This is a genomic window from Brevibacterium sp. LAARM3_SD1 (assembly GCF_057364765.1).
In genome coordinates this window covers 1-16,199 of the sequence record NZ_JBNFOL010000021.1, presented here as the reverse complement: position 1 = coordinate 16,199, position 16,199 = coordinate 1, and the positions used below count along the sequence as shown (strand labels likewise).

Below are 16,199 nucleotides of genomic sequence, written 5' to 3'. Positions count from 1 at the left end.
CAGGCGCCCTACTCCAGGTGTCCTGAATCACTGTTTCGTTACGAACCGTTACACAGTCGGTCACGAATGGGTCTCCACGTCGAACGGCGCCTCCCCCGGGCGAGCTCCTACAGCGCCGTCGAATACGCCGCCTCGAAAACAGCGCCCCGAATACACCGTCAACTGGTACAGCGCCCCGGCGGCGGACTCCTGAAGACAGGAATCCGCCGCCGGGGCGACCGGGTGAGGCAGGCAATTGAGCCGGCTCGGAATGCTCGGGTGCAGGATGCTCAGCTGCGAAAGTCGAATCGCCCTCGCTGCATCGCGTCCTGAACCTCACCGACGAGCTCTTCGAGCACGTCCTCGAGGAAGAGAAGACCGAGAACCTGCGCCTGCGAGTCGATGACGCGGGCGACGTGGATTCCGGCCTTCTGCATCTGAGCCAGAGCCTCCTCGACTTCGTCATCGGCCGTGACCGTGAACAGAGGACGGAAGCGCTTGCTCTGCACCGGAGCATCGAACGCCTCTTCCGTATCCGCGTAGAGGACGTCCTTGATGTGGAGATAGTCCTCCGGATATCCGTCGTCACCGACGACGAAGTACCGAGAGAAGCCCGTCTTGCCGACCAGGGTCACCAGCTCGTTCGGGGTCACCTTGTCCGAGATCGTGATGAGCTCGGACATCGGGACCATGATGTCGGACGCGGTCTTGTCGCTGAACTCGATGGCGCCCTTGAGCAGCCCGGTGTCATCGCTGAGCAGTCCCTCGCGCTTCGACTCGGCCACGATCGATTCGACCTGCTCGATCGTGTAGGCCTCGTTGACCTCGTCGCGGGCCTCGATCTTGAACAGGTGCAGGATCCCGTTGGCCAGTCCGTTGAGAGGACGGATGACGAATCCGAAGACTCGGGCCAGGAACACCAGTGGTGTCGCCAACAGCATCACGGCCTGGCCGGACGCCGCCAGAGCCAGGTTCTTCGGCACCATCTCGCCGATCACCACGTGCAGGTAGGTCACGACGCCGAGTGCCAGGATGAAGGAGATCGTCGAGGACAGTCCCGCGGGAATCCCCAGGCCCTCGAGCGGACCGGCGAGCAGATGGTGGATGGCCGGTTCGGCCACGTTGCCCAGTAGCAGTGAGCACACGGTGATGCCGAGCTGGCAGATCGCAAGCATCAGCGACACGTGTTCCATCGCATAGAGCGCTGTCTTCGCCGCTGCGGAGCCTTCGGCCGCGCGCGGCTCGATCTGTGAGCGTTTGGCCGCGACGACAGCGAACTCGGCGGCGACGAAGAAGGAGTTGCCCAGGAGGAGAACGACCAGCCAGACCAGACCGAACCAATCGGCGCTCATCGCTTCTCACCTCCGGCCTCGAAAGCTCCTGCGTCGGCGGCGCGCAGCACCACCCGGAGGCGCTCGATGCGTCGACCGTGCATCCGTTCGACCACGATGCGGGCATCGTCCGTGCGGACCTCGTCACCCGGTTCGGGAATCCGTCCGAGCTCCTTGAGCACGAATCCGGCCAGAGTCTCGTAGTCCGAGTCCTCCGGGATCGTCACACCGATCGTCGACGAGATCTCATCGGGCCGCAGCTGACCGGGCACGATCCAGGAGCCGTCGCGAGCCGGTCGTGCCGCGACGCGCATCCGATCGTGCTCATCGGCGACCTCTCCCACGAGCTCTTCGACGACATCCTCGAGGGTGACGACTCCGGCCGTGCCGCCGAACTCATCGACGACCACGGCCATCTGCAGACCTGTGGCCCGCAGCTCCAAGAGCAGCGGATCGAGGCGTTGGGTCTCCGGGATCTCACGAACCTCGGTCATCAGCCCTCCTGCATAGGCGTCGTCGCGGTTGCCCGGAGGCACGGCGAAGGCCTGTTTGACGTGGACGACGCCGACGATGTGGTCCTTGTCCTCGGCCGCCACGGGGAAGCGGGAGAATCCGGTGTCACGTGCCTGCTCGATGATCAGTCGAGCCGTGGTGTCCTTGTCGACCGTGGACATGCGTGTGCGCGGGGTCATCACGTCTTCGGCGGTGCGTTCGGAGAAGCTCAGGGTCCGCTCCAGCAGACCCGCCGTCTGCTCGTCGAGGACTCCCTCCTCTGCGGAGTGGCGCACGAGTGAGGTCAGCTCCTCGGGAGAGCGACCGACCGAACCCTCCTCCTGCGGTTCGATGCCCATCGACATGAGGATCTTGTTCGCCGTGCCGTTGAGGACTGCGATGACAGGCTTGAAGACGATGGAGAATAGGTACTGCATCGGAGCCGCGATGCGGCCCGTCGCCAGCGGAACGGCGATGGCGAGGTTCTTCGGCACGAGCTCTCCGAAGATCATCGATCCCACCGTGGAGACGATGAGCGCGATGGTCAGCGCCATCGGTGCTGCGAGACCGGGACCGACGCCCCAAGCCTCGAACAGCGGCGCGAGCAGCCTGCCCAAGGACGGTTCCATGAGGTAACCGGTGAGCAGAGTGGTGATCGTGATGCCCACCTGCGCCGCCGAGAGCTGGGTTGACAGGTGGGTCATCGAGCGCCGCAGCGTCTTCGCGCCGACGACGCCGTCCTCGACCGCCTTATCGGCGGTATGACGGTCGAGGGTCAGCAGTGAGAATTCGGCGGCGACGAAGACGCCGGTGCCGAGGATGAGCAGCAGTGCGAGGGCGAGGAGTATCCATTCCATCAGTGACTGTCCCCGCCGTTCGCTGTCTGCTGAGCAGAGCAGGTGAAGCGTGAGACCCTCGCGGGGTGAGGATCGTCATCTGGGGCGCCGGCTTCCCGCCGGCCGGGACTGTCACTGTGCATGAGGAGATCTTACCAACTTCCCGACAGCGGTCGGCCCTCTTCGTAACCGGCGGCGCTCTGGACTCCGACCGCGGCCAGACGCGCGAATTCGCCGAGGCTGCGGCGCCGGCGTAGGTGCAGGAGCTGCGGACGCCCGAAGTGATGCCGTCGAGCAGGTCCTCGACACCGGGAGATTCGGGGTCGATGTACATGGTCGACGACGAGATGCCCTCTTCGAACAGCCCCTTCCGTGCTCGGGCGAAGGCCGATTCGGTGCGGGTGCGATTGGCCACGGCCCGTGCCGAAGCCATTCCGAAGCTCTCCTTGTACTTCCGGCCTTCACCGTCGATCAGCAGGTCGCCGGGAGATTCGTGGGTCCCGGCGAACCAGGATCCGACCATGACCTGCGAGGCTCCGGCGGCCAGAGCCAGGGCGACGTCGCGGGGATAGCGGACTCCGCCGTCGGCCCACACATGGGCCCCCAGCTCGCGAGCCGCCTCGGCGCATTCGAGCACAGCAGAGAACTGCGGACGACCGACGGCGGTCATCATCCGAGTCGTGCACATGGCTCCGGGGCCGACGCCGACCTTGACGATGTCGGCACCGGCGGAGACCAGGTCGCGGACCCCTTCGGCGTGACGACGTTGCCGGCCACGATCGGCACCCCGAGCTCGGCATCGGCGATCGCCGACAGCGTGTCGAGCATCTTCACCTGATGACCGTGCGCGGTGTCGACGACGAGGACGTCGGCACCGGCCTCGACCAGTGACGTGGCGCGTTCGACCGCGGCACCGTTGACGCCGATGGCCACGGCGATCTTCAGCCGTCCCTGATCATCGAGATTGGGGGTGTAGATGGACGAGCGCAGCAGCGACTTCGGAGTCAGGCTGCCGAGCACCGTGTTCTCGTCGTCGACGACGGCGGCGAACTCGGCCCGCGATTCCGTCATCCGCTCGAATAGGGACTCCAGCTGCGCGGTGTCCTCCCAGTCGACGTCGGAGGCGCGGATGACATGGGGTGAGGAGTCCACCAGTTCCGCCACCGAGGTGAAGCGGTCGACTCCGCGCAGATCCGCGGCATTGATGGTGCCTTCGAACTTACCCGCGGCGTCGACGACGACGCCGAAGCCGTGCGGACGCTTGGCCAGCACGTGCAGGGCATTGAGCACTGTGTCCTCGGGCACGAAGCGCAGAGCAGATTCGAAGATCCGGTCCCGGCTCTTCACCCAGGCGATGGTCTCCTGCGCAGCGGTCAGCGGGATGTCCTGCGGCAGCACCGCCAGTCCCCCGCGACGGGCCATCGTCTCAGCCATCCGACGACCGGACACCGCGGTCATATTCGCGGCGACGAGCGGCGTCGTCGAGCCGGTCGGATCGGTGGTCGTGAGGTCGACCTCGAAGCGCGAAGTCAGCACCGAGGATTTCGGGACGAGGAACACATCGGAGTAGGTGAGATCGGTGTTCGGGTCATTTGAGATGAAACGCATAACACTATTGTCCCTTAACTGCACATTCGATGGCACATCACGTTAGGCTTGGAGATGTCGTTAAGCAGCAAGTCTTGAATCAGGAAGTAGGCGATCAACGCCGTGTCCGTCAATACTCCGAACCGCACCGTTGAAGACTTCGGGTCGAATGAGTGGCTGGTCGAGGAATTGTATGAGCAGTACAAGTCAGATAAGAATTCGGTCGACCAGTCCTGGTGGCCCTTCTTCGACAAGTACGAAAAGAACGGCGGAGGCGCTCAGTCCGCTGCCGAGCCGGCCGCCAAACAGGAGGCGAAGCCGGCCGCAAAGAAGTCGGATACCAAGGCCCTTGCCCCCGTCGCCGCTCCGGCGACCTCTCGCGGAGTCACCCCGTCCTCGGCTGAGTCCGAGACGCTGAAGGCCGAGACCAAGTCCGTGCCGAAGGTCTCCGAGAAGGACGCCGCACCGAAGCCCGCACCGGAGGAGACGATCACTCCCCTGCGCGGCCCCGCGAAGCTCATCGCCAAGAACATGGATGAGTCGCTCGAAGTCCCGACCGCCACCTCGGTCCGGGCCCTGCCTGCCAAGGCGCTCATCGACAACCGGATCGTCATCAACTCGCACCTCAAGCGCACCCGTGGTGGGAAGGTCTCCTTCACCCACCTCATCGGCTATGCCGTGATCCGCGCCCTGCAGAACTTCCCCTCGCAGAACGTCTCCTACGACGTCCGCGACGGCAAGCCCGTGATGATCTCCCCCGCCCACATCAACTTCGGCCTCGCCATCGACGTGCCGAAGAAGGACGGATCCCGCACCCTGCTGGTGCCCAATGTCAAGAAGGCCGAGACGCTGACCTTCCGCCAGTTCGTCGACGCCTACGACGGCCTCGTCGACAAGGCACGGCAGGGCAAGCTCACTGCCGACGACTTCGCCGACACCACCGTCTCGCTGACCAACCCCGGAGGAATCGGCACCGTCCACTCCGTGCCGCGTCTGACCAAGGGCCAGGGCTGCATCATCGGCGTCGGCGCGCTTGACTACCCCGCCGAATTCCAGGGCGCCAGCCAGCAGACCATCAACTCCCTGGCCGTGTCCAAGGTGCTGACCCTGACCTCGACCTACGATCACCGCGTGATCCAGGGCGCCGGTTCGGGCGAGTTCCTCAAGCTGGTCCACAGCTACCTGCTGGGCGAAGACGGCTTCTACGACGATGTCTTCGAATCCCTGCGTCTGCCGTACGAGCCGGTCCGCTGGGTTCCCGACGTCTCGGCCGAAGACCAGGACGACGTCAACAAGACCGCACGCGTCATCGAACTCATCGATGCCTACCGCACGCGCGGCCACCTCATGGCCAATATCGATCCGCTGGTCTACCGTCAGCGGTCGCACCCGGATCTCGACATCAACCAGCATGGTCTGACCCTGTGGGATCTCGAACGCGAGTTCCCCACCGGCGGATTCGGCGCGAAGCCGATGATGCCCTTCCGCAACATCCTCGGACTGCTGCGCGAGAGCTACTGCCGGACCACCGGATTCGAATACATGCATATCGCCGACCCGGTCCAGCGCCGCTGGTTCCAGTCGAAGATCGAGGTTCCGCATCAGGAGCTCACCCGTTCGGAGCAGGGACACATCCTCGGCCGCCTCAATGCCGCCGAGGCCTTCGAGACCTTCCTCCAGACGAAGTACATCGGACAGAAGCGCTTCAGCCTCGAAGGCGGAGAGTCCGCGATCGTCCTGCTCGACGAGATCCTCAACCAGTCCGCCGACACCGGCCTCGACGAGGTCGCCATCGGCATGGCCCACCGCGGTCGCCTCAATGTGCTCACGAACATCGCCGGCAAGTCCTATGCGCAGATCTTCCGTGAGTTCGACGGCACCATGTCCGCGGACAGTGTCCAGGGCTCGGGTGATGTGAAGTACCACCTGGGCACCAAGGGTTCGTTCACCTCACCGGCAGGCAACACCACCGGTGTCTACGTCGCTGCCAACCCCAGCCACCTCGAAACCGTCGACCCGGTACTCGAGGGCATCGTGCGCGCCAAGCAGGATCTCATCGACCAGGGCGAGTCGGGCTTCACCGTGCTGCCGGTCCTCGTCCACGGCGATGCCGCATTCGCCGGTCAGGGCGTGGTCACCGAGACGCTCAACCTCTCCGAGCTGCGCGGCTACCGCACCGGTGGAACGGTCCACGTCATCATCAACAACCAGGTCGGGTTCACCACTCCCCCCGCCTCGGCGCGGTCTTCGTTCTACTGCACGGACGTCGCCAAGTCGATCAACGCCCCGATCTTCCACGTCAACGGCGATGACCCCGAGGCCGTTGTCCGGGCGGCTCGTCTGGCCTTCGAATACCGCCAGGAATTCAACCGGGACGTCGTCATCGACCTCGTGTGCTACCGCCGTCGCGGCCACAACGAGGGCGACGATCCGTCGATGACCCAGCCGACGATGTACTCGCTCATCGAGAAGAAGGGTTCGGTGCGCAAGCTCTACACCGAATCGCTCGTGGGCAGGAAGTGCATCACCGACGAAGAGGCCGCCGAGGCGCTCAAGGACTACCAGTCGAAGCTGGAATCGGCGTTCGCCGAGACCAAGGAGGCCGAGACCGGCCCCTACGACGGGGAAGCGTTCAACGCTCCCTACGAGCCCAGCGACATCGAGGCCTTCAACAATGCCGAGACGGCCATCAGCCCCGAGACGCTCCAGCGCATCGGTGAGGCCTTCACGGAGATCCCCGACGGCTTCACGGTTCACAAGAAGCTGCGGGCGCTGCTCGAGAAGCGCAAGGAGATGTCGCTCTCAGGCGGCATCGACTGGGGCTTCGCCGAGCTTCTGGCCTTCGGTTCACTGCTCATGGACGGTGTGCCGGTGCGACTGGCGGGCCAGGACTCCCGCCGCGGAACGTTCGTCCAGCGCCACTCGGTGCTCATCGACTCGGTGAACGGCAACGAGTGGACCCCGCTGCAGAACCTCACCGAGGAGCAGGCTCGCTTCTGGGTCTACGATTCCCTGCTCAGCGAGTACGCCGCCGTCGGCTTCGAATACGGGTACTCCGTCGAACGCAAGGACGCTCTTGTGGCGTGGGAGGCTCAGTTCGGTGACTTCGCACAGGGTGCGCAGTCCGTCATCGACGAGTTCATCTCCTCCTCCGAGCAGAAGTGGCAGCAGAACTCCGGTGTCGTCATGCTCCTGCCTCACGGTTACGAGGGGCAGGGACCCGACCACTCCTCGGGCCGCATCGAGCGCTACCTCCAACTGTGCGCGGAGAACAATATGACGGTCGCCTATCCGTCCTCGGGCGCCTCGTACTTCCACCTGCTGCGTCGCCACGCCTCGACGACGAACAAGCGTCCGCTCATCGTCTTCACCCCGAAGTCGATGCTGCGTCTCAAGGCTGCGGCGAACTCGCCGGAGGAGTTCACCTCGGGCAAGTTCCAGGCCGTCATCGACGATACGGACGTCGATGCCTCGCAGGTCGAGCGTGTCGTCCTCGTCTCCGGCAAGCTCTACTGGGAGCTCAAGGCCAAGCGCGAGAAGGACAACGACCAGAAGTTGGCTCTCGTCCGCCTCGAGCAGCTCTACCCACTCGACGAAGAGGCCATCACCGCCGTGCTCGACCGCTTCCCGGCCGACGCCGAGATCGTCTGGGCTCAGGAAGAGCCGGAGAACCAGGGCGCATGGCCCTTCATGGCGCTGCACCTGCCCGAGCTCCTCGGCGGCCGTGAGGTCAAGGTCATCTCCCGTGCCGCTTCTGCAGCCACATCGACTGGACTCAAGCACTTCCACGATGCACAGCAGAAGGAACTCGTCGACCGGATCTTCAGCCGGTGAGCAGCGACGTCACCACTACCATCGCCGTGGTCGGAGGCCCTTTGGTCGCCGGCCACGGCGATGGCCGTGGCCTCGGATGGGTCGGTCGGGTGACGGCGCGGACTCTGCCGAGTCTGCCGGAGCTCAAGGTGTATCCCCTGGCCGTACCGTCAGAGGATTCCGCCGGCCTTCATGCCCGCACCATCGCCGAGGCGTCCCTGCGGTTCTCTCCGGACGGGGACAACCGCCTGGTGCTTGCACTGGGATCCGGGGATCTCGATTCGGGTCGTTCCGTGGCCCGGGCTCGACTCGATGTGGCCAATATCCTCGACGAAGCATTGGCCCGGAAGGTCTCGACATTCGTATTGGGCCCACCGCCGGAGCACGACGGTGATCGCAATCGTCGCATCGCTGAGCTCAACGCCAGCTTCTCCGATGTGGCCAAGCGGCGCGGCATCACCTATGTCGACACCTTCACTCCGCTCCTCGGCCATCCGGTCTGGCAGCGCGAGGTCGCTTCGTCACGGGACCATCTGCCGGCGCAGGAAGGCTACGGTCTGCTGGCCTGGCTGGTTCTCCACCGCGGCTGGTTCAACTGGCTGGGAGTCCAGGACGTCCTCGGCGACAGCTGAGGCGTCTTCGCGTTACTCGGCCGAGCAGCACCCGAGGTGACAATCGCACCATCGCGTCGAGGCGGATCGGCAAGGTCTGTGACGTGCGCCGACTTTGCTCTGCTCGGGCATTATGAGACAATTGAGCGTCTATCAAAGGAGGGCACAATGAGCAAGCGTGGCCGTAAGCGTCGCGATCGCCGCCGTAAGAAAGCAAACCACGGCAAGCGTCCAAACGCATGAATCGCTGATTCGTTCAGTGAATGACGAAGGCGGGAAGAGATTCGAATCTCTTCCCGCCTTCGTTGTGTCCGAGGTTCCGGGCTGTACCCGGGCCGCCGGTCAGGAGTTCTGTTCGAGTGCGATCCGCTGGCGGATCTTCTCACGCAGTCCCATCGGGGCACGATCGTGGCTGCACGAACGACGGACGAGCTCCTTGAGCAGCGCTTCGATCTCGTACTCGTCATGACATGACGGGCACTGTTCGAGGTGGATCGAGATCTCGCGGATCTCCGTCGTCGTCAGCTCTCCGTCGAGATAGTGGTAGATGCGCATGAGAGACTCGGTTCTCACGCTTTCGCAGCATTCTTCGTCACTCATTTCGCACCTCCCTCGGGACTCACGAAACCGCGGTCGGCGGCGTAGTCGGCCAACATCTCGCGCAGCTGTCGGCGGCCTCGGTGAAGACGCGACATCACCGTGCCGATCGGCGTCTCCATGATCTCGGCGATCTCCTTGTACGGCAGGCCTTCGACATCGGCATAGTAGACGACCATCCGGAAGTCTTCGGGCAGGGCCGAGAGCGCCTCCTTGACGTCGGAGTCGGGAAGGTGGTCGAGAGCTTCGAGCTCAGCGGAACGACCGCCGGAGGACGAGTGGCTGTTCGCCTGTGCGATCTGCCAGTCTTCGATGTCCTCGCTGCCGTGCTCCTGCGGCTGGCGCTGCTTCTTGCGGTAGTTGTTGATGAAGGTGTTCGTCAGGATCCGGTACAGCCACGCCTTGAGGTTGGTTCCGGGCTTGTACTGGTGGAAGGCCGCGTAGGCCTTCGCATAGGCTTCCTGGACGAGGTCCTCGGCGTCTGCCGGGTTGCGTGTCATACGCAGAGCAGCTGCGTAGAGCTGGTTGACATATTCCAGAGCATCCCGCTCGAAACGCGCCGACCTCTCGGCGTCCGTTTCGGGGGCTTCTTTGACTGATTCGGTCATCGCAGTCAATGGTACGCCCGTTCTCTCCAGGACGGCAGTGGCGCTCATAGACTTCTCCTTCTGCCTGTCGACTTCGCGACGTGCACCCGTCGAATGGCTTCACCCGGTACAACATCGGACCGGCGTCCCACTATTCCCACCTCAGCAGTTATGCTTGCCAGTGAGATGACCGCCACGTAGGAAGGACCACTGTGTCTCCCATTCGTCTTATCGCACGGCCCATGCTGGCCGCCGGCTACATCCTCAACGGCGTCGAACGACTGCGCAAGCCGGAGGCAGCGGCCGCATCGGTCGGCCCGCTCCTCAACCAGGCCAGCAAGCAGGTCGACGTTCCGGTCGACGCAGTGACTCTCGCCCGGGCAACCGGTGTGGCACAGGTCGCTGCCGGTTCGATGCTGGCCATCGGGCGCTTCCCCCGCCTCAGCGCATCGATCCTCGTCGGCACATACCTGCTCGACACCGTCGGTGAGCGTCTGTCTGCCGACAAGACGACGTCGAAGGACGAGAAGAAGGCCCGCAACGAACGCACACTCCTGCGCACATCGATGCTCGGCGGTGCCCTGCTCGCCGCCGTCGACACCGCCGGACGCCCCGGTCTGTGGTGGCGGACACAGCATGCGGCCGAAGACCTGTGGTCGAGTGTCGAAGACACCTCGAAGCAGGCTCTGAGCGCACTCGGAGTTGACTGACATCTCCACGCACACTCCCCCGGTGACCGGCGACTGGCAGCCGCCGGTCGCCGGTTCCGCCATCTCTGCCACCGTCTCCGTTCCCGGTTCGAAGTCCCTGACGAACCGCTATCTCATCCTCGCGGCTCTGGCCCGTTCCGGCTCGGACCTCAGGGGATGGCTGCGCAGCCGCGATACCTTGCTGATGGTCGAAGCGCTGCGCCGCCTCGGTGCTGTGATCGACGAAGACGAAGATGAACTCCACATCGAGCCGATCCCCTTCGCCGGCGGGAACGCTCCAGCGGTACAGGATTCGGAGTCGATCACCATCGACTGCGGCCTCGCTGGAACCGTGATGCGCTTCATTCCCCCGCTCGCCGCGCTGACCGGACGTGAAGTCACCCTCGACGGCGACGAGCAGGCCAGGGTGCGGCCGATGTCGGTGACGATCGAGTCTCTGCGCGAGCTCGGTGCTTCGATCACCTCCGCCGACGGAACATTGCCGATGACCATCCACGCCGACTCGAACCTGCGCGGCGGCCACCTCGGCATCGACGCCAGCGCCTCCAGTCAGTTCGTCTCGGGACTGCTGCTCTCGGCCCCCGTCATGCCTTTGGGCCTCGAACTGACCAACACCGCGGACACGGTGCCCAGCCGAACGCACGTGGATATGACGATCGAGGTCCTCCGGGACGCGGGCGTCGACATCAGCGAACCCGAACCCGAACGCTGGATCGTCGAACCCGGGCTCCCCCGCGGTCTCGACGTCCAGGTCGAACCCGACCTGTCCAACGCCGCCGCCTTCGCTGCGGCAGCCGTCGCCACCGGTGGTTCCCTGACCATCGCCGGTTGGCCCGCGCACACGACCCAGGCCGGCGACGGCTTCCGTGAGATCGCCGAAGCCTTCGGAGCGACGGTGCGCCTCGACCGGGACGGACTGCATGTGCAGGGCCCTGAGCGGCTCACCGCTGTCGATCTCGACCTGTCAGCCGTCGGCGAGCTCACCCCCGTGGTCTCGGCTCTCGCGGCTCTGGCCGAAGGCACCTCGCAGCTGCGCGGAATCAGACATCTGCGCGGGCACGAGACCGATCGCCTATCCGCCCTGACCCGGGAGTACGGAGCCATCGGCGTCGACGTCGTCGAGCATCCCGATGCGCTGACGATCACCGGCACCAGCCAGCTGCGCCCGGCACTGTGGCACACCTACCACGACCATCGCATGGTCATGGCCGGCGCCGTCCTCGCCCTGCGCAACAACGGAATGGTCGTCGAGAACGCCGGCACCGTCGCCAAGACCCTGCCTGCTTTCACTCAGCTGTGGGAAGCCATGCTCACCCCCGGAGCCTGATATGGCGAAGATCTTCCGCGACGAGGACTACCGTCCCCGACCGAACCGCCGCGGTTCGCGCCCCCGGACGAAGAACCGCCCGGACCACAAGGATGCCGTGTCCGGTCTGGTCACCGCGGTCGATCGGGGCCGGTACCGCGTCATCCTCGCCGACGACGATGGGAACTTCCCCTCGACTCCCCCGACTCGGAAGAAGGGGAAACGCTCACGTGGGGCCACCTCGGTGACGGCGGTGCGCGCCTCGCACCTGCGCAAGCAGGCGATCGTCCCCGGCGACATCGTCCGCCTCGTCGGCGATACCTCGGGAGCGGAGGGAACCCTGGCCAGACTGGTGGAGATCACCGAAAGGCAGACCCTGCTGCGCCGCAGCGCCGATGACACCGACCCGACCGAGCGCGTCCTCGTGGCCAATGTCGACGTCATGGGCATCGTCACGGCCACCATGGACCCCGACCCCTCGTTCGGACTCATCGACCGCGCCCTCGTCGCCGCCTTCGATGCGGGGATCACTCCCCTGCTGATCGTCACGAAGACCGACCTGCACCCGGCCACGGAGTTGCAGGAACGGTTCTCCGCCTCCGGGGTCGACATCGTCGAGTCCTCCGTCGCCCCCGCTGCCGAGTCATCCGATACGGCCACGACCGAATCGACCGCGAACGATTCTGCGCATGACGCGAACGATTCCGCTTGTGACGCGGACGATTCTGATCGTAACGAGAGCGAACCCCACGCCGAGGTGGCCGAACGTCTGCGGGGACGCATCAGCGTCCTCGTGGGCCATTCGGGCGTGGGCAAATCGACCCTGACCAACGTCCTCGTTCCCGCCGCCGAGCGCGCGACGGGCCACGTCAACGATGTCACCGGGCGCGGGCGGCACACCTCGTCCTCGGCAGTGTGTCTGCCGTTGGAGCGCGGCGGATGGCTCATCGACACCCCGGGAGTGCGCAGCTTCGGTCTTGCCCATGTGGACCGGGAGACCCTGATCTCGGCGTTCCCGGAGCTCGTCGACGCCACGGCCGAGTGCCCCCGTGGGTGCACTCACCTCGCCGACTCCCCCGGCTGCCGACTCGATGAGTGGGTGGCCGACGGTAAGGCCGGGCCCGGAGGAGTCTCGCGGCTGGAGTCCCTGCGCCGGCTGCTGCCCTCGACTGGATAGGCTGGAGGCATGAACGACCTCGACCTGGCGATCGCACTCGCCGATCTTGCCGATGCCATCAGCCACCCGCATTTCCGGGCCCAGGACTTCGCTGTCGAAACCAAACCCGACCTCACCCCTGTCACCGAATGCGACCGTGCGGTGGAGAAGGCGATCATGACTCGCCTCACCGAGGCTCGCCCCGAGGACAGCGTGCTCGGTGAGGAATTCGGAGCCCACGGGGACTCATCGCGACGATGGATCATCGATCCGATCGACGGGACGAAGAACTTCGTGCGCGGAGTACCCGTGTGGGCGACGCTGATCTCGCTCTACGACGGCGACCAGCCGCTGCTGGGAGTGGTCTCCGCTCCCGCACTCGGTCGCCGGTGGTGGGCGGAAGCCGGTCAGGGCGCCTATGCCACCGAGCTCGGATCCCCAGCCGAACGCATCACCGTGTCCTCGGTCGATGCTCTCGCCGATGCGTCGCTGTCGTACTCCTCACTGTCGGGCTGGAAGGAACTCGGAATCCTCGACGAGTTCCTCGACCTCTGCGATTCGCTGTGGCGTACGCGCGGCTACGGCGACTTCTACTCCTATATGCTGCTGGCCGAGGGCGCGGTCGACCTTGCCTGCGAACCGGAGCTCGCACTCTACGATATGGGTGCGCTCGTGCCCATCGTCCTCGAAGCCGGAGGCACCTTCACGAACACCGCAGGGACCCCGGGTCCCTTCGGCGGCAACGCCTTGGCCAGCAATTCGCGACTCCACGAGGCGGCTCTGGACCGGCTCGGGCGCGTTGCCCCTGCGGAGGTGTCGTGATGCCGGACATCATGGGGGCCCCGCTGTGGCATTCGATGGCCGAATCAGCAGGTCTGACCAACCCTGACGGGTCGATCGGAGAGACCATCTACGGGCAGATGACGAAGTTCGCCGCCGAAGTCGGAGCCGTCAACCTCGGGCAGGGTGCTCCCGGCACGGAGCCTCCGGACGAACTCATCGCCGCCACCGCCGAAGCGATGCGGGCCGGTTTCAATCAGTACGCCCCTGGTCAGGGATTCCCCCAGCTGCTCGAGGCTGTGGCCGCTCAGCGCGGTCGTGATTTCGGTCAGAACGTCTCCCCCGACGAGGTGCTCTACACGGCGGGCGCCACAGAGGGGCTGACGGCAGCAATCCTCGCGCTTCTGCCCCGCGGCGGTTCGCTCGTCGCATTCGAACCGTTCTACGATTCCTATCCTGCGGCGATCGCCGCCGCAGGCGGCACACTGCACACGGTGCCGATCCTGCCCGATGGCCACGGCGGCTTCGTCCCGGATTGGGAGACCTTCGATCGGGTGGTCGCCGAGGTCGAACCAGAAATCATCCTCCTCAACACTCCGCACAATCCCACCGGGTTCATCTTCTCGACCGACGGTCTCGCCCGCATCGGTCAAGCGGCCGAGTCGGTCGACGCCTGGGTGCTCTCCGATGAGGTCTACGAACAGCTCGTCCTCACCGATCAGGGGCATGTCCCTCCCGCCGTGGCGATCGAGGATTCCGCACGGGTCGTCACGGTCTCCTCGGCGGGCAAATCCTGGAACACCACGGGATGGAAGATCGGCTGGGTCATCGCCTCACCTGAGGTTCGACAGGCCGTTCAGACGGTCAAACAGTTCCTCTCGTTCACGGCCGGCGGCCCGATGCAGATCGGGATGGCCGACATGCTCAGCGGCGACTCTCGCTTCGTCACCGAGAACCGGGCTTCTTTGCGGGCCCGCGCAGAGGTTCTGGTGCCGGCCTGTCGCACAGTGCCCGGTGCTGAGGTATCGACTCCGCGCGCCGGTTATTTCACGGTGGTCGACTTCTCTGCGGTGACGGATCTCGACGCCTTCGCGCTCAATGAGCTGCTGGCCCGAGAATTCTCATTGGTAGGAATTCCCGTCCCTGCCCTGTGCCGGCCGGGGAGTCCAGCGTACGACGCCTATCGGTCATCGATCCGGTATTCCTTCTGCAAGTCCGTCGCCGACGTCGACAAGGGCTCACAGCTGTTCATCGCCCTCGGTGCGCATCTGCGAGAGAACCCGGACGCTCTGCGGCCAAGGCGATGAGCAGTCTTCGACTCGAAAACAGGCAGAATGAGAACTCGACGAACCAGAATGCGCTGAATTCGCTGAGCCGTGATCGGTGAGGTCTGAAACGGAAGAAGGGGCGAACCGCTGATGCGGTTCGCCCCTTCTGTGTCGGGCAGTGAAGCTGTCTGCTGGGGTCAGATCGGCTGACGGCGCACTCGCGCCTCAGACAGGATCCTGTTGCCGACGGATCAGGCCTTGACGAGCTCGAGCTCGAGCTCGATCTTGATCTTGTCGGAGACGAGGAGCTCTCCTCCGCCGAGGACAGCCTCGAAGGACATTCCGAAGTCCTTGCGGTTGACCGTGGCGGTGGCCGAAAGGCCGGCGACCTGGTTGCCGTTCGGGTCGGTGGCGACACCGGCGAATTCGGTGGCGAAGGCGACTTCCTTGGTCACGCCGCGCATGGTCAGCTCGCCGACGGTCTGGAACTCATCAGCAGCGTCGGCTTTGATTCCGGTCGACTTGAAGCTCAGCTTCGGGTGCTCCTCGGCGAGGAAGAAGTCACCGCTCTTGAGGTGACCGTCGCGCTGTTCGTTGCGGGTGTTGATCGAGTTCGCCGAGGCCTCGGCGGACACGACGCTGTCTTCGAGGGTCTCACCGACGTTGACGCTGCCGGCGATCTCTTCGAAGTGTCCGCGGACCTTCGAGACGCCTGCGTGGCGAGCAGTGAATGTGAACTCCGAGTGGACGGGGTCGATGTTCCAGGTTCCGGCGGTGAGTCCCTGAGGCAGAGCAGTCATGATTTCTCCTTTTGGTTGAAATTTGAAGTACAAAAATGACTATAGTTCAACTTTCAACCATACGCAATCCCTGCGGGTGAACAGCAAGTGACCATGTGGCGGAGGTCACCTGTATTCGGTTTGGCCGTCAGGTGACCCCTCGTGTAAAGTTAAGAACACGCCGCGGGGTGGAGCAGTTCGGTAGCTCGCCGGGCTCATAACCCGGAGGTCGGGGGTTCAAATCCCTCCCCCGCCACGATAGCGGCAGAACCCCCAGTCAGTTCACTGACTGGGGGTTCTTCTCATTCATCCCCCTCATCTCTATTACTACCTGACGGCGGCCCAGCAACCTCGCGCGAGGTTGCTG

The 16,199-nt window shown here is 64.8% G+C and carries 13 protein-coding genes, 1 tRNA gene and 1 pseudogene; 9 read left to right on the top strand and 6 right to left on the bottom strand.

Going from position 1 to position 16,199, the window contains the following annotated elements; all coding sequences use genetic code 11:
- Positions 1-269: 269 nt before the first annotated feature.
- The 3 genes and pseudogenes from AC2W7L_RS12255 to guaB1 form a co-directional block, all read right to left on the bottom strand.
- Entirely contained in the window at positions 270-1,331 is a 1,062-nt protein-coding gene (locus tag AC2W7L_RS12255) for a hemolysin family protein (protein ID WP_167195725.1), read from the bottom strand.
- Positions 1,328-2,659, bottom strand: coding sequence for a hemolysin family protein (locus AC2W7L_RS12250; RefSeq protein ID WP_486004688.1), 1,332 nt, complete (start codon positions 2,657-2,659; stop codon positions 1,328-1,330). Before AC2W7L_RS12250 ends, AC2W7L_RS12255 begins: the two co-directional genes overlap by 4 nt.
- 131 nt (positions 2,660-2,790) lie before the next feature.
- Positions 2,791-4,246 (bottom strand): annotated as a pseudogene (gene guaB1, locus AC2W7L_RS12245) (GMP reductase).
- A gap of 102 nt (positions 4,247-4,348) precedes the next feature.
- On the opposite strand from guaB1, the gene AC2W7L_RS12240 reads away from it, so the two are divergent.
- The 3 genes from AC2W7L_RS12240 (at position 4,349) to AC2W7L_RS12230 (ending at position 8,892) form a co-directional block, all read left to right on the top strand.
- Complete coding sequence (locus AC2W7L_RS12240) at positions 4,349-8,059, top strand: multifunctional oxoglutarate decarboxylase/oxoglutarate dehydrogenase thiamine pyrophosphate-binding subunit/dihydrolipoyllysine-residue succinyltransferase subunit (protein WP_486004687.1); 3,711 nt, start codon at positions 4,349-4,351, stop codon at positions 8,057-8,059.
- Positions 8,056-8,670: a GDSL-type esterase/lipase family protein gene (locus tag AC2W7L_RS12235; protein ID WP_486004686.1), complete on the top strand. Its 615-nt coding sequence runs from the start codon at positions 8,056-8,058 to the stop codon at positions 8,668-8,670. The genes AC2W7L_RS12240 and AC2W7L_RS12235 overlap by 4 nt, the downstream gene beginning before the upstream one ends.
- Before the next feature lie 147 nt (positions 8,671-8,817).
- Positions 8,818-8,892 carry a 50S ribosomal protein bL37 gene (locus AC2W7L_RS12230; protein WP_098731028.1) on the top strand — a complete coding sequence of 25 codons (75 nt, stop codon included), beginning with the start codon at positions 8,818-8,820 and terminating at the stop codon, positions 8,890-8,892.
- A gap of 99 nt (positions 8,893-8,991) precedes the next feature.
- Here the strand turns inward: AC2W7L_RS12230 and rsrA are convergent, their stop codons facing one another.
- Complete coding sequence (gene rsrA, locus AC2W7L_RS12225; protein WP_167195710.1) at positions 8,992-9,249, bottom strand: mycothiol system anti-sigma-R factor; 258 nt, start codon at positions 9,247-9,249, stop codon at positions 8,992-8,994.
- Positions 9,246-9,902, bottom strand: coding sequence for a sigma-70 family RNA polymerase sigma factor (locus tag AC2W7L_RS12220; RefSeq protein ID WP_486004685.1), 657 nt, complete (start codon positions 9,900-9,902; stop codon positions 9,246-9,248). The genes rsrA and AC2W7L_RS12220 overlap by 4 nt, the downstream gene beginning before the upstream one ends.
- A 143-nt stretch (positions 9,903-10,045) precedes the next feature.
- Between AC2W7L_RS12220 and AC2W7L_RS12215 the strand changes: the two genes are divergently transcribed.
- Genes AC2W7L_RS12215 through AC2W7L_RS12195 form a run of 5 tightly spaced genes read left to right on the top strand, consistent with a single transcriptional unit; the run spans position 10,046 to position 15,092 of the window.
- The gene (locus AC2W7L_RS12215) at positions 10,046-10,543 is read left to right on the top strand and encodes a DoxX family protein (protein WP_486004684.1); all 498 of its coding nucleotides are present in this window, start codon (positions 10,046-10,048) and stop codon (positions 10,541-10,543) included.
- Complete coding sequence (aroA, locus tag AC2W7L_RS12210; RefSeq protein ID WP_486004683.1) at positions 10,536-11,870, top strand: 3-phosphoshikimate 1-carboxyvinyltransferase; 1,335 nt, start codon at positions 10,536-10,538, stop codon at positions 11,868-11,870. Before AC2W7L_RS12215 ends, aroA begins: the two co-directional genes overlap by 8 nt.
- Position 11,871: 1 nt before the next feature.
- Positions 11,872-13,026: a ribosome small subunit-dependent GTPase A gene (rsgA, locus tag AC2W7L_RS12205; RefSeq protein ID WP_486004682.1), complete on the top strand. Its 1,155-nt coding sequence runs from the start codon at positions 11,872-11,874 to the stop codon at positions 13,024-13,026.
- 9 nt (positions 13,027-13,035) lie between these two features.
- Positions 13,036-13,827 (top strand): histidinol-phosphatase, encoded by a 792-nt coding sequence (hisN, locus tag AC2W7L_RS12200; protein WP_486004681.1) that lies wholly within the window; start codon positions 13,036-13,038, stop codon positions 13,825-13,827.
- Positions 13,827-15,092 (top strand): aminotransferase class I/II-fold pyridoxal phosphate-dependent enzyme, encoded by a 1,266-nt coding sequence (locus AC2W7L_RS12195; RefSeq protein ID WP_486004680.1) that lies wholly within the window; start codon positions 13,827-13,829, stop codon positions 15,090-15,092. Before hisN ends, AC2W7L_RS12195 begins: the two co-directional genes overlap by 1 nt.
- 212 nt (positions 15,093-15,304) lie before the next feature.
- On the opposite strand, the gene AC2W7L_RS12190 is transcribed toward AC2W7L_RS12195, so the two are convergent.
- A complete protein-coding gene (locus AC2W7L_RS12190; RefSeq protein WP_486004679.1) occupies positions 15,305-15,853 on the bottom strand; it encodes a YceI family protein in 549 nt (182 codons plus the stop codon).
- Positions 15,854-16,014: 161 nt separating this feature from the next.
- Between AC2W7L_RS12190 and AC2W7L_RS12185 the strand changes: the two genes are divergently transcribed.
- Positions 16,015-16,088 (top strand) — tRNA-Met (locus AC2W7L_RS12185).
- Positions 16,089-16,199: the final 111 nt, after the last annotated feature.

Bases quoted from the DNA above. Each gene is read 5' to 3' on its own strand.
- AC2W7L_RS12255 (WP_167195725.1), bottom strand. From the start codon at position 1,331: ATGAGCGCCGATTGGTTCGGTCTGGTCTGGCTGGTCGTTCTCCTCCTG.
- AC2W7L_RS12250 (WP_486004688.1), bottom strand. From the start codon at position 2,659: ATGGAATGGATACTCCTCGCCCTCGCACTGCTGCTCATCCTCGGCACC.
- rsrA (WP_167195710.1), bottom strand. From the start codon at position 9,249: ATGAGTGACGAAGAATGCTGCGAAAGCGTGAGAACCGAGTCTCTCATG.
- AC2W7L_RS12220 (WP_486004685.1), bottom strand. From the start codon at position 9,902: ATGAGCGCCACTGCCGTCCTGGAGAGAACGGGCGTACCATTGACTGCG.
- rsgA (WP_486004682.1), top strand. From the start codon at position 11,872: ATGGCGAAGATCTTCCGCGACGAGGACTACCGTCCCCGACCGAACCGC.
- hisN (WP_486004681.1), top strand. From the start codon at position 13,036: ATGAACGACCTCGACCTGGCGATCGCACTCGCCGATCTTGCCGATGCC.
- AC2W7L_RS12195 (WP_486004680.1), top strand. From the start codon at position 13,827: ATGCCGGACATCATGGGGGCCCCGCTGTGGCATTCGATGGCCGAATCA.
- AC2W7L_RS12190 (WP_486004679.1), bottom strand. From the start codon at position 15,853: ATGACTGCTCTGCCTCAGGGACTCACCGCCGGAACCTGGAACATCGAC.